Here is a 19,306-nt window from a genome sequence, read left to right as displayed (position 1 = left end):
GGTCCCGCCATCTCGGCGTTCAACAAGAAGGTCGAGCGGTTGCGTGAGCATGCCGTCGCGCTCGGGCGGGTCCGTTCTGCCGCATATCCGGCGCGGCCATCTGCGCACCTTCCTCCACGGGCCTCGCAAGATGTGGAGGAAGGTCCGGTGGGCGACCCCGGGGACCGTGGGACCTTCATCGAGGAGAGCAGACACGGGAGCACCCTGTCCGACTGGTCGGACATTGTTCGAAACCTATTGACGGTCTCGTGTGCACCGGCTGACACTCTCGCAACACGACGTCACGCGGACGAAACAGCAGGGTGCCCAGGCGTCAGGGCCCGCCACCCACTCTCCCTTCGTTCTCCCGTCGTCCCTTGAGCGATGAGCGACGTCTCAACGAGGAGACTTGACATGCCGCAGACCGACCGGCCTCGCAGCCGCGCGAGACGTTGGGCGGGCCATCTCGCCGGGCTGACCGCCGCGTCACTGTTCCTGGGTCTCGCCGGACCCGTCGCCCCCGTACAGGCGGCGGAGATCACCGACGGCCTGGCCCTCTGGTACAAGCTCGACGCCACCTCGGGCACCGTGGCGGCCGACGCCTCCGGAAACGGCCGGAACGGCACCGTCAGCGGCACCGCCAACTGGTCCGGCAGCGGCGAGGGACTCGCCTTCAACGGCTCCGACACCTACATCAAGGTGCCGGACGACATCATGAAGGGCATGGACTCGATCTCCGTCTCGATGGACGTACGGATCGACTCCACCCAGGCCACCCCGTACTTCCTCTATGGCTTCGGCAACACCAGCGGCACCGCCGGCAACGGCTACCTCTTCACCACGGGCGACAGCTTCCGGACTTCCATAGCCACCGGCAACTGGTCGACGGAACAGACCACCAGGCCGTCCGCCTCCGGCAACCTGACCCGCTCCGTCTGGAAGCAGGTCACGTACACCCAGACCGGCAACACGGGTGTGCTGTACGAGGACGGCGTGGAGGTGGCCCGCAACACGTCGGTCACCATCACCCCGGGCGCCATCGGCTCCGGCATCACGACCGCCAACTACGTCGGCAAGTCCGTGTACCCGGGCGACAAGCTCTTCAAGGGCAGGATCCGCGATTTCCGAGTCTACGACCGGGCACTCGGCGGCTCGGAGGTCGAGGAGCTCTCCCTCCCCGTCGCCACCCAGGGTGTCGCCGACGACAAGGCCGCTCTCACCCTCGGCGACACCAGCGCCGTCGTCTCCGACCTGACTCTGCCCACCACGGGCACCGCCGGCGGATCGAAGATCAGCTGGGCGAGCGACAACCCCGACGTCGTCTCCGCCACCGGCAAGGTCACCCGCCCCCCGGCCGGTGAGCCGGACGGCCGCGCCACGCTCACGGCGACCCTGAAGAAGGGCACCGTGACCGACACCAAGAGCTTCGACATCACGGTCCCCGCCGCCTTCGACGACGCCACGGCCACGCAGCAGGCCGCCGAGGCGCTGTCCGTCCACAACCTCGACGACGTACGCGGCAACCTGACCCTGCCCGCGACCGGTGACTACGGCACGAAGGTCGCCTGGTCGTCCGCGAAGCCGGACGTCATCGACGCCGACGGCCTGGTGAAGCGCCCCGCGCACGGCGACGGCGACACCACCGTGGAGCTGACCGCCACCGTCACCAAGGGAGATGCCAAGGCGACCCGGGCGTTCACCGCGAAGGTGCCCGAGCTCCCCGCCAAGGCCGCCCTCAAGGGCTATATGTTCAGCTACTTCACCGGCGAGGGCACCTCGGACGGCGAGCAGCTCTACGCCGCCCTCAGCAAGGGCAACGACCCGCTGAACTGGCGGGAGTTGAACGACGGCAAGCCCGTCCTGACCTCCACGCTCGGTGAGAAGGGTCTGCGCGACCCGTTCATCATCCGCTCCCCCGAGGGCGACAAGTTCTACCAGATCGCCACCGACCTGCGGATCTACGGCAACGGCAACTGGGACGCGTCCCAGCGCACCGGCAGCAAGTCCATCATGGTCTGGGAGTCCACCGACCTGGTGAACTGGACGAACCAGCGCCTGGTCAAGGTCTCCCCGGACTCGGCGGGCAACACCTGGGCCCCGGAGGCCTATTACGACGAGAAGCTCGGCGAGTACGTCGTCTTCTGGGCGTCGAAGCTGTACGACAACGAGGCGCACACGGGCGACACGTACAACCGCATGATGTACGCCACCACCCGCGACTTCCACACCTTCAGCGAGCCCAAGGTCTGGATCGACCGCGGCTACTCGGTCATCGACTCCACGATGATCAAGCACGACGGCACGTACCACCGCCTGTCCAAGGACGAGCGGAACAACACCTCCTCCACTCCGAACAGCAAGTTCATCTTCCACGAGAAGAGCGACTCGATCCTCGACCCCTCCTACGACTTCGTCGCCGAGGGCATCGGCAAAGGTGTGATGAGCGCCGCCGAGGGACCGCTGGTCTTCAAGTCCAACACCGAGGAGAAGTGGTACGCGTTCCTCGACGAGTTCGGCGGCCGCGGCTACATCCCGTTCGAGACGACGGACCTCGCCTCCGGCAACTGGACCCCGTCCACGGGCTATGACCTGCCGTCAAAGCCCCGCCACGGCACGGTACTTCCGGTCACGCAGGCCGAGTACGACCGGCTGCTGAAGGCCTACCAGTCGGACCAGCTCGTCCAGTCGGTCGAGGACGTCAAGGTGACGACGGGCATCGGTGACGCACCGGTCCTGCCGGGCACCGTGATCGCCGAGTACGCGGACGGCGCCAAGCGGCCCGTCTCCGTCACCTGGGACGACGTCCCGGCCTCGGCGTACGCGCAGGCCGGCACCTTCACGGTGGAGGGCAGCCTGCCCGACGGCGCCGCGCTCAAGGCCAGGGCCGAGGTCACGGTCTCGGCTCAGGGCCCCGAGGTGCCCGCCGACCTGCTGCTGCGCTACGACTTCGACGAGACCGGCGGCAACATCGCCCGTGACTCCAGCGGGCACGGCTACCACGGCACGTACGTCCGTACGCCCGACTTCGGAACGGGGGTCAAGGACGGCTCCTTCAAGATGTCCGGCGGTTCCAGCTCCTCCACCACCTCCCCGTACGTCAGCATCCCGAACGGCGTCCTGAAGGGCGCTGACAGCGTCACCGTCTCCACCCACGTGAAGTGGAAGGGCGGGGACAACTTCCAGTGGCTCTTCGGGCTGGGCCCGGACAGCGACAAGTACCTCTTCGCCACCCCGTCGAACGGCGGCGGCAAGGTCTTCTCCGCGATCACCAAGGCCACTTGGTCGGGCGAGAAGCAGATGGTCGGCGGCTCGCAGCTCACTCCCGGTGAGTGGAAGCACGTCACCGTCACGGTGAACAGCGCGACCGAGACGGCGGTCCTCTACGTCGACGGCGCCGAGGCGGCCCGGGCGACCGGTGTCACCATCAAGCCGTCCGAGATGTACGACGCGTCGAAGGGCTACTCCGGCTACATCGGCAGGTCCATGTACGCCCCCGACCCGTACTTCGGCGGCGAGGTCGACGACTTCCGGATCTACAACCGGGCGCTGTCACCCGCCGAGATCCTGGAGCTCAGCGGGAACACCACAGGTATCGCCTCGGCGACCCACCCCGCGCTGAAGGTCGACGCGATCATCGACGACGCGGACAGCAGGATCACGCTCCCGCTGACCGCGGGCAGTGATGTGACCGCCCTGGCACCGGAGTTCGGCCTCGCCAACGGCGCGACCATCAGCCCCGCGTCCGGCACCCTGCGCGACTTCACCGAGCCGGTGACGTACGAGGTGACCGGCTCGGACGGCAGGAAGCGCACCTGGACGGTCCGGGCCCTGGAGATGAAGAGCCCGGTCCTGCCGGGGCTCAACGCCGACCCGAACATCGTGCGGTTCGGCGACACCTTCTACATCTACCCGACCACCGACGGCTTCCCCGGCTGGAGCGGCACGCAGTTCAAGGCGTACTCCTCCAAGGACCTGGTGCACTGGGAGGACCACGGAGTCATCCTCGACCTGGGCCCGGACGTGGCGTGGGCCGACAGCAGGGCCTGGGCGCCGACGATGGAGGAGAAGAACGGGAAGTACTACTTCTACTTCTCCGCCGACGCGAACATCGGCGTCGCGGTCTCCGACTCGCCCACCGGCCCGTTCAAGGAGCCTCTGGGCAAGCCGCTGATCGCCGCCGGCGCCTTCACGGGCCAGATGATCGACCCGGCGGTCTTCACGGACGACGACGGCCAGTCGTATCTCTACTGGGGCAACGGCAGGGCGTACGTCGTCCCGCTCAACGACGACATGGTCTCCTTCGACTCCTCGAAGGTCACCAACATCACCCCGAGCGGCTACAACGAGGGCACCTTCGTCATCAAGCGCAAGGGCACCTACTACTTCATGTGGTCGGAGAACGACACGCGCGACGAGAACTACCGCGTCGCCTACGCGACCGGGTCCTCGCCCACCGGTCCCTGGACCAAGAAGGGCATGATCCTGGAGAAGGACCTCTCGCTCGGTATCAAGGGCCCCGGCCACCACTCGGTGGTGAAGGTGCCGAACACCGACGACTGGTACATCGCCTACCACCGTTTCGCCATCCCCGGCGGTGACGGCACCCACCGCGAAACCACTATCGACAAGCTGGAGTTCGACTCCGACGGCCTGATCAAGAAGGTCGTCCCGACGCTGACGAGCATCGACCCGGTCACGATCGTGCGCGCCGGGCCCGACGCCGCCGGCACCGAGGGCGGCGCGATCTCCCTCACCGGCACGGTCTCCGGGGCCGGTGGCCCGAAGTGGACGGTGGAGGACGGAGCGCCCTGCGCCTTCTCCGACTCCTCCGCCATCCTGACCACGATCACCTGCGACGACGACGGCACGTACGAGGTCACGCTGACCGGCGGCCGCAGCAGCGACACGCTCACCGTGACCGTGGACAACGCGGCGCCGGTGATCACGGCGGGTACGGGCCCGAAGGACCCGGTGGCGGCGGGCAAGAGCGCGGTCGTCACGGCCGACTTCACCGACCTCGGCTCCGGCGACACCCAGACCTGCCGGGTCGACTGGAAGGACGGCACCGAACCGACCGCCGGAAAGGTCAGCGGCTCCCGCTGCGAAGCCACCCACACCTACACCAAGGCGGGCATTCACCGGCCGGAGATCACGGTCACGGACGACGACGGCGGCTCGGACAACACCAAGCTCGCCGAACTGATCGTGTACGACCGGGCAGCCGGGCCGATCGCGGGCGTCGGCGTGATCTCCTCGCCGGCCGGCGCCTACCCCGCCAAGCCCACCTTGACCGGTCCGGCGGCCTTCTCCTTCGGCGCCAAGTACAAGAAGGGCGCCACCGTCCCGAGCGGCAATGCCACCTTCACCTACGGCGTCGGCAAGCTGAAGTTCCGCTCCACCTCCTCCGACTGGCTGGTGGTCACCGGCTCCGAAGCCCAGTACCAGGGCTCCGGCACGGTCAACGGCACCAGTGGCTACGGCTTCCGTATCACCGTCACCAACGCCCCGGACACGTACCGCATCAAGATCTGGAAGAAGTCCACGGGAGACGTCGTCTACGACAACCTCACGGGCAGCAAGGCCTACGGCATCATCTTCGGCGACGCCTGACACCTGACGGCAGGGCCGCAAGGCCCTCGTAACCACCCCAAGGAGCGGCGCCCGGGACCCCGGGCGNNNCCGGACCCCCGGTCCTCAAACGCCGGACGGGCTGATTTCAGCCCGTCCGGGGGCACCTCTGGGGGCACCCCAGCGGTAGCTGGGGGAGTTTGAGGACGAGGCCGTCAGGCCGATACGGGGGTCTGGGGGCAGAGCCCCGGGATGGGACGGGTAGGGGCGGCGGGGGCGAAAACACACCTGGCGCCTCCTCCCGCCCACCTGCGGCCGGTTAACCGCACAACGAACAGCAAGGGGCCACCTCCCACGAGGTGGCCCCTTGCTGTGCCGCGGACGCGGATCGTACGTCCGGCTCAGGTCTTCTTACGAGCCGTCATCGCCCGCTGGATCAAGATGAACGCACACAGCAGCACACCCGTGGCGATCTTCGTCCACCAGGAGCTGAGCGTGCCCTCGAACTGGATGATGCTCTTGATCAGGCCCAGCACCAGCACACCGAACAGGGTGCCGATCACATAGCCGGAGCCGCCCGTGAGCAGCGTGCCGCCGATGACGACCGCGGCGATCGCGTCGAGTTCCATGCCGGTGGCGTGCAGGGGGTCACCGGACTGGATGTAGAGGGTGAACAGCAGTCCGGCGAGCGCCGAGCAGAAGCCGCTGATCGTGTAGACGGCGATCTTCGTGCCGCCCTGCGGAAGGCCCATCAGCAGGGCCGACTGCTCGTTGCCGCCGACGGCGTACACCCGGCGTCCGAAGCGCGTGTAGTGCAGGACGTAGAACGCCACGGCGAGCACGACCAGCGCGACGATCGCACCGATCGAGAGGAAACCCGCCCCCAGCGACACCTGCGCCCCGGCCATGCTGCTCACCGAGGAGTCGCCGATGGAGATCGACTCCTTGCTGATGACCAGGCACAGACCCCGGAAGAGGAAGAGGCCGGCCAGGGTCACGATGAAGGGCTGGATCTCGAAGTTGTGGATCACATAGCCCATCAGGAAGCCACCGAAGGCGCCCACGGCCAGCGCCATGGGGATGACGACCAGGATCGGCAGGCCCTGACGCTCCACCAGCCATGCCGTGAACATGGTCGTGAAACCGATCACGGAGCCCACGGACAGGTCGATGCCGCCGGACAGGATGACGAAGGTGACCCCGACGGCGGCGACCAGCAGATAGCCGTTGTCGATGAACAGGTTCATGAAGACCTGCGGTTCGCCGAACCCGTAGTTCTGGTACCGGCTCAGGCCCGCCACGTACATCGCGAGGAAGAGCCCGGCCGTCACCAGGACGGGCAGCCGCCGGTCGCCGAGCAGCTGCGCGGCCTTGGACGGAGTACGGCTGTCCGGGGCCGTGGGGCGCTTGGTGGTCGTGGTCGTGCTCATCACGACACCTCCATCTTGGGAGCGGCCTCGGTCGCCGCGGCGGGCTCCGCCTGGGCCGCGACGGGCTTGCCGGTGCCGCCCTTCGAGCCGAACCCGGTACCGGACTTGGCGCCGAAGACCTTGGCGCGGAACTTCGGGGACTGCAGCAGGCAGACGACGATGACGACGGCGGCCTTGAAGACCAGGTTGGTCTGGGTCGGCACGCCGATGGTGTAGATCGTGGTGGTCAGGGTCTGGATGACGAGGGCGCCGATCACCGTGCCGCCGATGGAGAACCGGCCGCCCAGCAGCGAGGTGCCGCCGATCACCACGGCGAGGATCGCGTCGAGTTCGATCCACAGGCCGGCGTTGTTGCCGTCCGCGGCCGAGGTGTTGGAGCTGATCATCAGGCCCGCGATGCCCGCGCACAGCGCGCAGAACACGTACACCATGATCTTGATACGCCGGGAGCGGATGCCCACCAGGCGGCTGGCCTCCGCGTTGCCGCCGACCGACTCGACGAGCAGGCCGAGCGCCGTGCGGCGGGTCAGCGCCACGGTGACGGCCACGACCACGGCCACCACGAAGATGGAGAAGGGCAGCGTCAGCCAGTAGCCGCCGCCGATCAGCTTGTACGGCTCGCTGTTGATGGTGATGATCTGGCCGTCGGTGACCAGCTGGGCGACACCGCGTCCGGCGACCATGATGATCAGCGTGGCGATGATCGGCTGGATGCCCATACGGGCGACCAGGAAGCCGTTCCACAGTCCGCAGACGACCGCGGCCAGCAGTCCGATGCCCATGGCCAGGAACACCCCGGACAGGGCGCTCTGGTCGGACTGGTCACTGATGTACGAACAGGTCAGGGCCCCGGTGATGGCGACCACGGCGCCGACGGAGAGGTCGATGCCGCCGGTGGCGATGACCAGGGTCATGCCGACCGCCACCAGGATGAGGGGCGAGCCGAACAGCACGATCGAGACGAGGCTGCCGTGGAGGTGGCCGTCCGTCATGCGGATCGAGAAGAAGTCGGGTGTGAAGGGAACGTTGACGAGCAGCAGCACGACCAGGACCACGACCGGCCAGAACAGGTTGTGGTGCGTCAGCGCTCGCCATCGGGAAGTGGTGGTCACTGGTGCTCTCCGCTCGCGATGGTCTCCAGGATCCGGCTGGGAGTGATCTCGGGCCCGTTGGCCATCTGCGCGACGAGCTTGCGGTCACGCAGCACTCCGATGGTGTGACTGAGCCGGAGTACCTCCTCCAGCTCGGCCGCGATGTACAGCACTGCCATGCCGTCCTCGGAGAGCGAGACCACCAGCTTCTGGATCTCCGCCTTCGCGCCGACATCGATGCCGCGCGTCGGCTCGTCCAGGATCAGCAGCTTCGGCTGGGTGATCAGCCAGCGGGCGAGCAGTACCTTCTGCTGGTTGCCGCCGCTGAGCTGGCCGACGCGGGCCTCCGGGTTGGCGGGGCGGATGTCCAGCGCCTTGATGTACTTGGCGACGAGTTCGTCACGCTGGGAGGCGGGGATGGGCCGGGTCCAGCCGCGGGCCGCCTGGAGGGCGAGGATGATGTTCTCGCGCACCGTCAGATCCGGTACGAGGCCCTCGCTCTTGCGGTTCTCCGAGCAGAACGCGACACCCGCGCCGATCGCGTCGTTCGGGGCGCTCATCGAGACCTGCTTGCCGCCGATGGACACCTTGCCGCTGTCGGGCTGGTCGGCGCCGAAGAGAAGCCGGGCGAGTTCGGTACGGCCCGAGCCGAGCAGGCCGGCCAGTCCGAGGACCTCGCCCTTCTTGATCTCCAGGTCGAAGGGGGCGATGCCGCCCGTCCTGCCGAGGCCGTCCGCCTGGACCAGCGTCTCGCCGACATCGGAGCGCAGCTGGTGCTCTTGGAGCTCCTCCAGCTGGTCCAGGGCCTTGCCGATCATGAGCTGGATCAGTCCGACCTGGTCGAGCTCGCTCACCATGTGCTCGCCGACGAGAGTGCCGTTGCGCAGCACGGTCATCCGGTCGCAGATCTCGTAGATCTGGTCGAGGAAGTGGGAGACGAACAGGATCGCGACGCCCTCGTCCCTCAACTGCCGCATCAGGCGGAACAGTTCGAGGACCTCGTCGCGGTCGAGGCTGGAGGTCGGCTCGTCCAGGACCAGCACCTTGGTGCCGGCTCCCGCGCCGTCGCTGTCGCCGGTGCCCACGGACCGTACGATCGCGACCAGTTGCTGGACGGCCAGCGGGTACGAGGACAAGGGCGCGGTCACGTCGATGTCGAGGCCGAGCCGGTCGACCAGCTCCGCCGCTTCCTTGCGCATGCGGTTCCACTGGATGCGGCCGAAGCGGGTGGGTTCACGGCCGATGAAGATGTTCTCCGCCACCGACAGGTTGGGGCAGAGGTTCACCTCCTGGTAGACCGTGCTGATCCCGGCCTGCTGCGCCTGCAGCGGGCTGTCGATCTGCACGGACTGCCCGTCGAGGGTAATCGTGCCGTCATCCAGCGAGTAGACGCCGGTCAGCACCTTGATGAGGGTGGACTTCCCGGCCCCGTTCTCGCCCATCAGGGCGTGGATCTCGCCGGGGAAGAGCCGGAAGTCGACACCGGACAGAGCCCGTACCCCCGGAAACTCCTTGACTATGCCCGTCATCTCCAGGACGGGCTGCGGCTCTGCCATGGCAGCGCTCCTCATGAATTTCGTTCAGGCCCGCAGGGAGCCTCCTGGCCAGCCCTCTGGACGGAGGGCTCGGTCGGGCGGAGGCTCCCTGCCGGTGGGTGCGGTCGGTCAGTACTTGCGGGTCGGGAGCGCTTCCTTGGCCTGGTCCTGCATGAAGTCGCTCTCCTTGGTCTTGATCCAGCGCTCGACCGTCTCGCCGTCCTTGACCTTCTGCACGACCTCCATCAGCTGGGGGCCGAGCAGCGGGTTGCACTCGACGATGGCGTTGATCTTGCCCTCGGACATGGCGACGAAGCCGTCCTTCACGCCGTCGACCGTGACGATCAGGATGTCCTTGCCGGGCTTCTTGCCGGCCGCCTCGATGGCCTGGATGGCGCCGATGCCCATGTCGTCGTTGTGCGCGAACAGCACGTCGATGTCCGGGTTGGACTGCAGGAAGGCCGCCATGACCTGCTTGCCGCCGGCGCGGGTGAAGTCACCGGTCTGGCTGACGACGATCTTCCAGTCGTCCTTGTGGTCCGCGTCCATGACCTCCTTGAAGCCCTTGGCACGCTCGATCGCGGGGGCGGCACCGGTGGTGCCCTCCAGCTGTGCGATCTTCACGGCGCCCTTGTGGCCGGCCTTCTCGAGGACCTTCTCCAGGATCCTGGCCGCGCGCCGGCCCTCGTCCGTGAAGTCCGAGCCGACGAGCGTGACGTACAGGGACTCGTCGGAGGTCTCGACGGAGCGGTCGGTGAGGACCACGGGGATCTTCTTGGCCTTGGCCTCCTTGAGCACCGCGTCCCAGCCGGTGACGACCACCGGCGAGAAGGCTATGACGTCCACGCCCTGGGTGATGTAGCTGCGGATCGCGGAGATCTGGTTCTCCTGCTTCTGCTGCGCGTCGGAGAACTTGAGGGTGTAACCCGCCTCCTTGGCCGCCGACTTCACCGAGTCGCTGTTGGCGGTGCGCCAGCCGCTCTCCGAGCCGACCTGGGAGAAGCCGAGGGTGAGCTTCTTGCTGCCGCCGCCGGAGGAGGAGCTGGAGGAGCCCTCGTCCTCCTTGGCGCAGGCCGCCAGGCCGCCCGCAGCTGCCACGCCGACCGCCGCGGTGAGGAAGTTCCGTCTGTTGAGCATGTCTTCTCCTTTGAAGTGCCGGCCCGGCGAGGGACCCGCTGGTACTCGGTGGTGCTGGTGGAACGGCCGGCCGTACTACGTCCAGCCTGTCGATCATTGTTCGAAATGTCGGTCGCACTGGTACGTGCAGAGCGACCGGTTGCGTCCGCGTCAGTCGGGAACGTTCCCCGGTTGAGGGCCGTACGGAGGTTGAGGGCCGTACGGAAAGGTACTGGCGCGGACGACGAGTTGGGGTTCGATGGCGATCCGGGCCGGCCCGGAAGGAGCCCGGCCCTCCATGAGATCGAGGAGGAGGGCGATGCTCCGTTCGCCCACCGTCGAGAAGTCCTGCCGGACGGTGGTGAGCGGCGGAGCGAAGAACTCCGACTCCGGGATGTCGTCGAAGCCGACCACCGCCACGTCCTGGGGAGTTCGCACACCCGCCTCACGCAGGGCCCGCAGCACCCCCAGTGCCATCTGGTCGTTGGCGACGAAGACGGCGGTCAGCCCCCGGCCCACCCAGCCGGCCAGTTCCTGGCCGGCACGGTAGCCCGACAGCGGACTCCAGTCACCCCTCAGCGGCAACGGCGGTTCGACACCCGCCTCTTCGAGAGTGGCCCGCCAGCCGGCGACCCGGTCGGCCGCCTCCTGCCAGTCCTCGGGCCCGGCGAGATGCCAGACCCTGCGGTGGCCGGCGGCGAGCAGATGGCCGGTGGCCAGCCGCGCGCCCAGCTGCTGGTCCACGTTGACGTTGGGGACCTCCGCGCCGGACCCGGTGCCCACGGCCACCACCGGGAAGGGGTGGCGGAGTTCGGCAAGGGCCTCGACCGCCGACCGCTGCGGGGCGATGGCGATGACGCCCTCCACCCCGCCCTCGCTGAGGCGGTCCAGGGCCTCGGACAGCGTCTCCACCGTCAGCCTGCGCAGACTGACCGTCGAGACGAGATACCCCTCGGCACGCGCCGCCTCCTCCAGCGCGAACAACGTGCTGGCCGGTCCGTAGAGGGTGGTGTTGGAGGCGACCACACCCAGGGTCCGGGTGCGCCGGGTCGCCAGCGCCCGCGCGGAGAAGTTGCGGCGGTAGCCCATCTCCTCGATCGCGCGCAGCACCTTGGCCCGTGTCTCGTCCCGCACATTGGGGTGGTCCCCCAGTACGCGGGACACGGTCTGGTGGGACACCCCTGCCAGTCGTGCGACGTCCGCCATGGTGGGCGGCCGAAGCTGTGCGTGTGTCACGGCCGCGCCTCCTTGGATGCCGTTGAACGCCGTTGGACGGCGATGGACGCCGACCGGTGAGTGCGGACGTCATTGTGAGCGCTAACAATCCACGGTGGTCAAGAGGGCTGCAAGGAGAAGGCGTCACGGTTGAATAACACGGCGGACGGCAAGGGCCGAGGCGGCGGCCGGCTGCGGCGGCGGAGCCGCTCCGAGGCGAAAGCCCCGGCCACGAGGTATTGACGTGCGGTTCTTCACGGTCGTATATCGATTTGGCCGCATATCAATGTGGGAGCGGGGTCGACCAGTCTGCTGGCGTGCGCCAGACCTTGGACAACGTTGTTAACGCCCGTCCACCGACAGCTCGACGACGGCCGCCGTACGCACGAGAAGCCGTACGCACCGAAGAGGCCGCACCCACCGGCATGGGTGCGGCCTCTCTCCTGCCGTCCGAGGAGGCCGGCAGTCGTCAGAGCTTGACGATCATCTTCCCGGTGTTGTCGCCGCGCAGGACGCCGAGGAACGCCTCCAGGTTGTTCTCGATGCCCTCGACGACCGTCTCGCGGTACTTCAGTTCGCCGGAGCGGACCCAGGGACCGACCTCCTGGACGAACTCGGGCTGGAGGTCGTAGTGGTCGCCGACCAGAACACCCTCGACGCGGAGCCGGTTCTGCAGGATCTTGACCATGTTGCGCGGGCCGGGAGTCGGCTCGGTCGCGTTGTACTGCGAGATCATGCCGCAGATCACGGCCCGGCCCCGCAGGTTGAGCGCGCCGATCGCGGCCTCGAGGTGCTCGCCGCCGACGTTGTCGAAGTAGATGTCGATGCCGTCCGGGGCAGCCTCCTTGAGCTGCTCCCAGACCGGGCCGTTCTTGTAGTTGAAGGCGGCGTCGAAGCCGTACTCCTCGACGAGGAGCTTGACCTTGTCGTCGGAGCCGGCGGAGCCGATGACCCGCGAGGCGCCCTTGAGCCTGGCGATCTGGCCGACCTGGCTGCCGACGGCACCGGCCGCGCCGGAGACGAAGACCGCGTCGCCCTCCTTGAAGGCGCCGACGCGCAGCAGACCCGCGTACGCGGTCAGGCCCGTCATGCCGAGCACGCCAAGGTACGTGCTCAGCGGTGCCGCCTCGGGGTCGACCTTGACCGCCTGCTTGGCGTCCACGACGGCGTACTCCCGCCAGCCGAGGAAGTGCAGGACGTGGTCGCCGACCGCGATGCCCTCGGCGTTGGAGGCGATGACCTCGCCGACGGCGCCGCCCTGCATGGGCTTGCCGAGTTCGTAGGGCGCGACGTACGACTTCGCGGCGCTCATACGGCCGCGCATGTACGGGTCCACGCTGAGGTACTGGTTGCGTACCAGCACCTGGCCCGGACCCGGCTGCTCGACCTCGGTCTCGACGAGGGAGAAGTCCTCGGGCTTGGGCCAGCCGACGGGGCGGCTGAGGAGGTGCCATTCGCGGTTGATCATGAGAGCCTTTCCATTTACTTCAGTACCTGAAACAAGCATGCGCCCGAATATTTCAGGTTGTCAAGTAATGGGGGTACGCTGGAGCCCATGGCCGCTCCACAGAAGACCCGCCCCGATGCCCTGACCCTGGAGGTCGTCGACCTCATCGGCACGGTGGTGGCCCGCTATCACGAGGAGTACGACGACGCTGCCGCCGAGCATGCGCTGACAGGGGCGCAGGCGCGGCTGCTGAGCCTGCTCTCGCTGGAGCCGTTGCCCATGCGGCGGCTGGCCCAGAAGCTCAAGTGCGAGCCGTCGAACGTGACCGGGATAGTGGACCGGCTGGAGTCACGTGGACTGGTCGAGCGGCGGCCCGATCCGGGCGACCGTCGCGTGAAGCTGGCGGCGGTGACGGACGAAGGGCGCCGGATCGCCCGGAGCCTTCGCGACTCACTGCACTTCGCGCGCGAGCCGCTGGCGGGGCTGTCGCGGGATGAGCGGTTGGCCCTGCGGAACCTGCTGCTGCGGATGCTTGGGACTCCGTCCTGAGCTGGGGCGCCTACGGAGTGGGGGGTTCGGGATCGAGTGCGGGTTGCGGTGAGTTGCTCGCGCCCACGCGGCGGAGCCGCAAATGCCACAGCCCCGCGCCCCTTTGGGGCACGCAGCCCGAACTGTGACGCACCTGAGAGCACCGTCCGACACCCCGCCCAACACCCCCTCCTGCCACCGAACAGTGGGGACAGAAAGTGCCATAACGGGACAAGTAACGCACGACGCGGCACAAAATTAGAACCATTCTTTTTCTTGAACCGTTCGTGTTTATCGAGGTAGGTTGGGCGCCATGACCGCCTCCCAGTCCCCGACCACCGCCGAGGAGCTGCGCGGTGTCGGCCTCCGGGTGACGGCCGCCCGTGTCGCGCTGCTCGAGACCGTCCGGCACGGTGACCACCTCGGAGTCGAGGCGATCGCCTCCGGGGTGCGCGAGCGTGTGGGCCAGGTCTCCCTGCAGGCCGTGTACGAGGGCCTGCACGCGCTCGCCGCGACGGGACTCGTACGCCGTATCGAACCGCTCGGCCACCCGGCCCGGTTCGAGGGGCGCGTCGGGGACAACCACCACCACCTCGTGTGCCGGTCGTGCGGCGTCCTCGCCGACGTCGACTGCGCGGTCGGCCACGCCCCCTGCCTCACCGCATCCGACGACCGCGGCTTCTCAGTCGACGAGGCCGAGGTCATCTACTGGGGCCTGTGCCCCGACTGTTCCACCCCCCGCGGTACCTGATGAGCACCGTGATCCACTAGTAGTTCGGAAGGATTTCCCCCATGGCCGAGAACCCCGACGCAATCGTCACCGATCCCAAGACGGAGGGCGCGGGCGGCTGCCCGGTCGCGCACGGGCGTGCCCTGCACCCGACGCAGGGTGGCGGCAACCGCCAGTGGTGGCCTGAGCGGCTCAACCTGAAGATCCTTGCCAAGAACCCCGCCGTGGCCAACCCGCTGGGCGAGGAGTTCGACTACGCCGAGGCGTTCAAGAACCTCGACCTGGCCGCGGTGAAACAGGACATCGCCGAGGTGCTCTCCACCTCGCAGGACTGGTGGCCCGCCGACTTCGGCAACTACGGCCCGCTGATGATCCGTATGGCCTGGCACAGCGCCGGTACGTACCGGATCAGCGACGGCCGCGGCGGCGCCGGGGCCGGGCAGCAGCGTTTCGCCCCGCTCAACAGCTGGCCGGACAACGGCAACCTGGACAAGGCGCGCCGTCTGCTGTGGCCGGTCAAGAAGAAGTACGGCCAGAACATCTCCTGGGCCGACCTCATGATCCTCACCGGCAATGTCGCCCTGGAGCAGATGGGCTTCGAGACCTTCGGCTTCGCCGGCGGCCGTGAGGACGTCTGGGAGCCCGAGGAGGACGTCTACTGGGGTCCCGAGACCACCTGGCTCGACGACCAGCGCTACACCGGCGACCGCGAGCTGGAGAACCCGCTCGGCGCGGTCCAGATGGGTCTCATCTACGTCAACCCGGAGGGCCCGAACGGCAACCCGGACCCGATCGCCGCGGCCCGCGACATCCGTGAGACGTTCCGCCGGATGGCGATGAACGACGAGGAGACGGTCGCCCTGATCGCGGGCGGTCACACCTTCGGCAAGACGCACGGTGCGGGCCCGGCGGACGCCGTCGGCAACGACCCCGAGGCCGCCTCCATGGAGGAGCAGGGCCTGGGCTGGAAGAGCACCCACGGCACCGGCAAGGGCGGCGACGCCATCACCTCCGGCCTGGAGGTGACGTGGACGGAGACGCCCACGCAGTGGAGCAACAACTTCTTCAAGAACCTCTTCGAGTACGAGTACGAGCTCACCCAGAGCCCGGCCGGCGCGAACCAGTGGGTGGCGAAGAACGCCGAGGCGATCATCCCCGACGCACACGACGCGTCGAAGACGAAGCTCCCGATGATGCTCACCACCGACCTGTCGCTGCGCTTCGACCCGATCTACGAGCCGATCGCCCGCCGCTTCTACGAGAACCCGGCGGAGTTCGCGGACGCCTTCGCCCGCGCCTGGTACAAGCTGACCCACCGTGACATGGGCCCGAAGTCGCTGTACCTCGGCCCGGAGGTCCCGGAGGAGACCCTGCTCTGGCAGGACCCGCTGCCGGAGGCGGAGGGTGAGGCCATCGACGCCGCGGACATCGCGTCCCTCAAGGCCAAGCTCCTCGACTCGGGCCTGACCGTCTCGCAGCTGGTCAGCACCGCGTGGGCGTCGGCCTCGACGTTCCGCGGCAGCGACAAGCGCGGCGGCGCCAACGGTGCGCGCATCCGCCTGGAGCCGCAGCGCAGCTGGGAGGCCAACGACCCCGACCAGCTCGCGACGGTCCTGCGCACCCTGGAGGGCATTCAGCAGGAGTTCAACTCCGGCGCCAAGAAGGTCTCCCTGGCCGACCTGATCGTGCTCGGCGGCTCGGCGGCCGTGGAGAAGGCCGCCAAGGACGCGGGCGTCGACGTCGAGGTGCCCTTCACCCCGGGCCGCGTCGACGCGACCGAGGAGCACACCGACGCCGAGTCGTTCGCCGCCCTTGAGCCGTCCGCCGACGGCTTCCGCAACTACCACGGCAAGGGCAACCGGCTGCCGGCCGAGTACCTGCTGCTCGACCGCGCCAACCTGCTCACGCTGAGCGCCCCCGAGCTGACGGCCCTCGTCGGTGGCCTGCGCGTCCTGGGCGCGAACCACCAGCAGTCGTCGCTCGGTGTGCTCACCGAGACGCCCGGCAAGCTGACGAACGACTTCTTCGTCAACCTGCTCGACCTGGGTACGACGTGGAAGGCGACGTCCGCCGACCAGACCACGTTCGAGGGGCGCGACGCCGCCACGGGCGAGGTCAAGTGGACGGGCACCCGTGCCGACCTCGTCTTCGGCTCGAACTCCGAGCTGCGTGCGCTCGCGGAGGTCTACGCGAGCGATGACGCCAAGGAGAAGTTCGTGAAGGACTTCGTCGGGGCGTGGGACAAGGTCATGAACCTGGACCGGTTCGACCTCGTCTGATCGCTCCGATCGTTCTGAGGACCTGAGTACGTCGTCCGGGCCGGCCCGCTGGGGCCGGCCCGGACGTCGTCGGTCCCAGCGGGCCGGACGTTCTCAGTTCCGGCCGACGGGACGGGCAAGATCGGCGCGCGAAGCTACGAGCACCAGAACAAAACCCGCTTGCACGTCTCCGAAGGCGTCGGCTCCGGGGACGGAGGCTTCGTCGTCGGCTGGGGATCCGGTGTGTCGGGGGCCGACGGGGCGGTGGTCGGGTCCGGGGCCTCAGGCGTGGGGTCCTCCGACGACTGCGTAGGCGAGGGCTTCTCGGTCCTGCCCTCGTCCTTGCCCTTGTCCTTCGGCTTCTTCGATCCCGAAGGCGAGGGAGAAACCGACGCTTGTGGCGACTCCGTGTCCGTCACGGCGGAGCCCGCTGCCCCGCCCTCCGACGAGCCCGGCGACCCGTCGTCCGACACTCCCGTACCCGAGCCCTCGTCGTCCGGGGCGCTGTTCGGCTGCCCCGAGGGCGCCTCCCTGCCCAGCTCCGCCAGGCTCAGCCCGCCCGCGGCGAGCAGCAGCCCCGCCCCGATCAGCAGCGCCCGCTGCCGACGACGCCGATGCAGCGCGGCCCGCCTGTCCCGTCGAGTCTCCCGCGCCCCACGATGGGACCGTTTCCTGGACCGGCGTCCACCGGCATCCGCGGAGTCGCCGGAGTCGTCCTCGTACGCGTCGTCACCCGAGGAGGCACCTGCCCCGTCCCGCGCGCTTGGAGCGTCCAGCGACTCGGCATACACCCGGCAGGCTTCGGCCGGTGTGCCGCACCCTGGGCAGGCGAGAGCGCCGTTGAGGTGCCGTTGGCACGGGTGGCAATAGTCCATGACGCCGGAAGACTAGATTCCGGACGGGTAACGTTCCTAGTCAGTGCTGTGAAGGTTGTGTAGGAACCGCCCGATCCGGTGCGCCGGCCGGAGGACTCTCTGGACCATTTCCCGCCATCCCACCGCCATCGCGCCGAAACCGTTACGCGTTCGACCGCTCGACCCATTGACACTCCGACCGCGATTTCCTTACTGTCGCGTCAGCATTTCGAACGAGTGACGAAATCTCGAACAGAGCCGAAGAGCACAGGGAGCGACTGCCGTGCGCATCACTGGAATCAGCACGCACGTGGTAGGGACGCCATGGCGGAACCTGACCTACGTTCAGGTGCACACCGACGAAGGACTCACCGGAGTCGGCGAGACCCGCATGCTGGGCCATACCGACGCGCTGCTGGGCTATCTGCGGGAGGCAGAGGCCAACCACATTCTCGGGTCGGACCCGCTCGCTGTCGAGGACCTGGTCCGCCGCATGAAGTACGGCGACTACGGACGGGCCGGCGAGATCGTGATGTCCGGCATCGCCGTGATCGAGATGGCCTGCTGGGACATCAAGGGCAAGGCCCTCGGCGTCCCCGTCTGGCAGCTGCTCGGCGGCAAGGTCACCGACAAGGTCAAGGCGTACGCCAACGGCTGGTACACCACCGAGCGGACCCCGGAGGCGTACCACAAGGCTGCGCAGGCGGTCATGGCGCGCGGCTACAAGGCCCTCAAGATCGACCCCTTCGGGACCGGGCACTTCGAGCTCGACCACGAGGCGACGCTCTACTCCGTCTCCCTCATCGAGGCCGTACGGGACGCGATCGGGCCCGAGGCCGAGCTGATGCTGGAGATGCACGGCCGCTTCTCCCCCGCCACCGCCGTCCGGCTCGCCAAGGAGCTCGCGCCCTTCAAGCCGGCCTGGCTGGAGGAGCCGGTTCCGCCGGAGAACCTCAAGGCGCTGGAGAAGGTGGCGGCGAAGGTGGACATCCCGGTCGCGACCGGTGAGCGCATCCACGACCGCATCGAGTTCCGCGAGCTCTTCGAGAGCCAGGCCGTGGACATCATCCAGCCCGACGTCGGCCACATAGGCGGCATCTGGGAGACGCGGAAGCTGGCCGCGACCGCCGAGGCCCACTACGTGCTCGTCGCCCCGCACAACGTGGGTGGCCCGGTCCTCACCGCCGCCTCCCTCCAGGTCGGCTTCAGCTCCCCGAACTTCAAGATCCTCGAGCACTTCAACGACTTCGCGGACGCGGAGATCAAGAAGGTCGTCAAGGGCGCACCCCAGGTCGACCCGGAGACGGGCTGCTTCCACCTCTCCGACGCCCCCGGCCTCGGCGTCGAGCTGGACACGGACGCGGCAGCCGAGTTCCCCCAGCAGCAGGCCCGCTTCGACCTGTGGGCGGACGGCTGGGAGCAGCGCAAGCCCTCCTCGCAGGGCGGTGCCAAGTGACGGCGCCCGGCACCGGCACGGGCCGCGGGCCGCGCCCCGCTCGGCACCGCCGACCGGCGCCGCGGTGGTCACGCGCCGCCGCGGCGGTCCGAAGGGGCG

General features: G+C 68.4%; 12 protein-coding genes. 5 read left to right on the top strand and 7 right to left on the bottom strand.

The genetic code is table 11. The features are described 5' to 3' along the window. Positions 1-393 precede the first annotated feature (393 nt). Positions 394-5,589 (top strand): family 43 glycosylhydrolase, encoded by a 5,196-nt coding sequence (locus ACYVO6_RS42200; RefSeq protein WP_461071009.1) that lies wholly within the window; start codon positions 394-396, stop codon positions 5,587-5,589. A gap of 359 nt (positions 5,590-5,948) precedes the next feature. Here the strand turns inward: ACYVO6_RS42200 and yjfF are convergent, their stop codons facing one another. From yjfF to ACYVO6_RS42170, 6 genes are all read right to left on the bottom strand, one after another. Next, positions 5,949-6,977, bottom strand: a complete 1,029-nt coding sequence (yjfF, locus tag ACYVO6_RS42195; protein ID WP_461071007.1) for a galactofuranose ABC transporter, permease protein YjfF — start codon at positions 6,975-6,977, stop codon at positions 5,949-5,951. Continuing rightward, the gene (locus ACYVO6_RS42190) at positions 6,977-8,089 is read right to left on the bottom strand and encodes an ABC transporter permease (RefSeq protein ID WP_461071005.1); all 1,113 of its coding nucleotides are present in this window, start codon (positions 8,087-8,089) and stop codon (positions 6,977-6,979) included. Before ACYVO6_RS42190 ends, yjfF begins: the two co-directional genes overlap by 1 nt. Then, positions 8,086-9,624 carry a sugar ABC transporter ATP-binding protein gene (locus tag ACYVO6_RS42185; RefSeq protein WP_461071003.1) on the bottom strand — a complete coding sequence of 513 codons (1,539 nt, stop codon included), beginning with the start codon at positions 9,622-9,624 and terminating at the stop codon, positions 8,086-8,088. The genes ACYVO6_RS42190 and ACYVO6_RS42185 overlap by 4 nt, the downstream gene beginning before the upstream one ends. A gap of 108 nt (positions 9,625-9,732) precedes the next feature. Continuing rightward, entirely contained in the window at positions 9,733-10,740 is a 1,008-nt protein-coding gene (locus ACYVO6_RS42180) for an ABC transporter substrate-binding protein (RefSeq protein WP_461071001.1), read from the bottom strand. A 150-nt stretch (positions 10,741-10,890) separates the two neighbouring features. Beyond that, positions 10,891-11,955, bottom strand: coding sequence for a LacI family DNA-binding transcriptional regulator (locus tag ACYVO6_RS42175; RefSeq protein ID WP_461070999.1), 1,065 nt, complete (start codon positions 11,953-11,955; stop codon positions 10,891-10,893). A gap of 448 nt (positions 11,956-12,403) precedes the next feature. Next, positions 12,404-13,402 (bottom strand): NADP-dependent oxidoreductase, encoded by a 999-nt coding sequence (locus ACYVO6_RS42170; protein WP_461070997.1) that lies wholly within the window; start codon positions 13,400-13,402, stop codon positions 12,404-12,406. A gap of 87 nt (positions 13,403-13,489) precedes the next feature. On the opposite strand from ACYVO6_RS42170, the gene ACYVO6_RS42165 reads away from it, so the two are divergent. From ACYVO6_RS42165 to katG, 3 genes are all read left to right on the top strand, one after another. Then, entirely contained in the window at positions 13,490-13,930 is a 441-nt protein-coding gene (locus tag ACYVO6_RS42165) for a MarR family winged helix-turn-helix transcriptional regulator (RefSeq protein ID WP_461070995.1), read from the top strand. A 292-nt stretch (positions 13,931-14,222) separates the two neighbouring features. After that, on the top strand, positions 14,223-14,660 hold the full coding sequence (locus tag ACYVO6_RS42160; RefSeq protein ID WP_461070993.1) for a Fur family transcriptional regulator: 438 nt from the start codon (positions 14,223-14,225) through the stop codon (positions 14,658-14,660). 41 nt (positions 14,661-14,701) lie between these two features. Further along, positions 14,702-16,918: a catalase/peroxidase HPI gene (katG, locus tag ACYVO6_RS42155; protein WP_461070991.1), complete on the top strand. Its 2,217-nt coding sequence runs from the start codon at positions 14,702-14,704 to the stop codon at positions 16,916-16,918. A gap of 134 nt (positions 16,919-17,052) precedes the next feature. Here katG and ACYVO6_RS42150 read toward each other — a convergent pair whose 3' ends face one another. Then, positions 17,053-17,772, bottom strand: coding sequence for an SCO2400 family protein (locus ACYVO6_RS42150; protein WP_461070989.1), 720 nt, complete (start codon positions 17,770-17,772; stop codon positions 17,053-17,055). A 262-nt stretch (positions 17,773-18,034) separates the two neighbouring features. On the opposite strand from ACYVO6_RS42150, the gene ACYVO6_RS42145 reads away from it, so the two are divergent. After that, on the top strand, positions 18,035-19,207 hold the full coding sequence (locus ACYVO6_RS42145) for a mandelate racemase/muconate lactonizing enzyme family protein (protein ID WP_461070987.1): 1,173 nt from the start codon (positions 18,035-18,037) through the stop codon (positions 19,205-19,207). Positions 19,208-19,306 lie beyond the last annotated feature (99 nt).

The sequence above is a fragment of the Streptomyces pseudoechinosporeus genome (assembly GCF_054783935.1).
The sequence above is the reverse complement of the archived record's forward strand: the minus strand, read 5'-3'. Positions and strand labels throughout refer to the sequence as shown.

Bases quoted from the DNA above. Each gene is read 5' to 3' on its own strand.
- ACYVO6_RS42200 (WP_461071009.1), top strand. From the start codon at position 394: ATGCCGCAGACCGACCGGCCTCGCAGCCGCGCGAGACGTTGGGCGGGC.
- yjfF (WP_461071007.1), bottom strand. From the start codon at position 6,977: ATGAGCACGACCACGACCACCAAGCGCCCCACGGCCCCGGACAGCCGT.
- ACYVO6_RS42185 (WP_461071003.1), bottom strand. From the start codon at position 9,624: ATGGCAGAGCCGCAGCCCGTCCTGGAGATGACGGGCATAGTCAAGGAG.
- ACYVO6_RS42180 (WP_461071001.1), bottom strand. From the start codon at position 10,740: ATGCTCAACAGACGGAACTTCCTCACCGCGGCGGTCGGCGTGGCAGCT.
- ACYVO6_RS42170 (WP_461070997.1), bottom strand. From the start codon at position 13,402: ATGATCAACCGCGAATGGCACCTCCTCAGCCGCCCCGTCGGCTGGCCC.
- ACYVO6_RS42165 (WP_461070995.1), top strand. From the start codon at position 13,490: ATGGCCGCTCCACAGAAGACCCGCCCCGATGCCCTGACCCTGGAGGTC.
- ACYVO6_RS42160 (WP_461070993.1), top strand. From the start codon at position 14,223: ATGACCGCCTCCCAGTCCCCGACCACCGCCGAGGAGCTGCGCGGTGTC.
- katG (WP_461070991.1), top strand. From the start codon at position 14,702: ATGGCCGAGAACCCCGACGCAATCGTCACCGATCCCAAGACGGAGGGC.
- ACYVO6_RS42150 (WP_461070989.1), bottom strand. From the start codon at position 17,772: ATGGACTATTGCCACCCGTGCCAACGGCACCTCAACGGCGCTCTCGCC.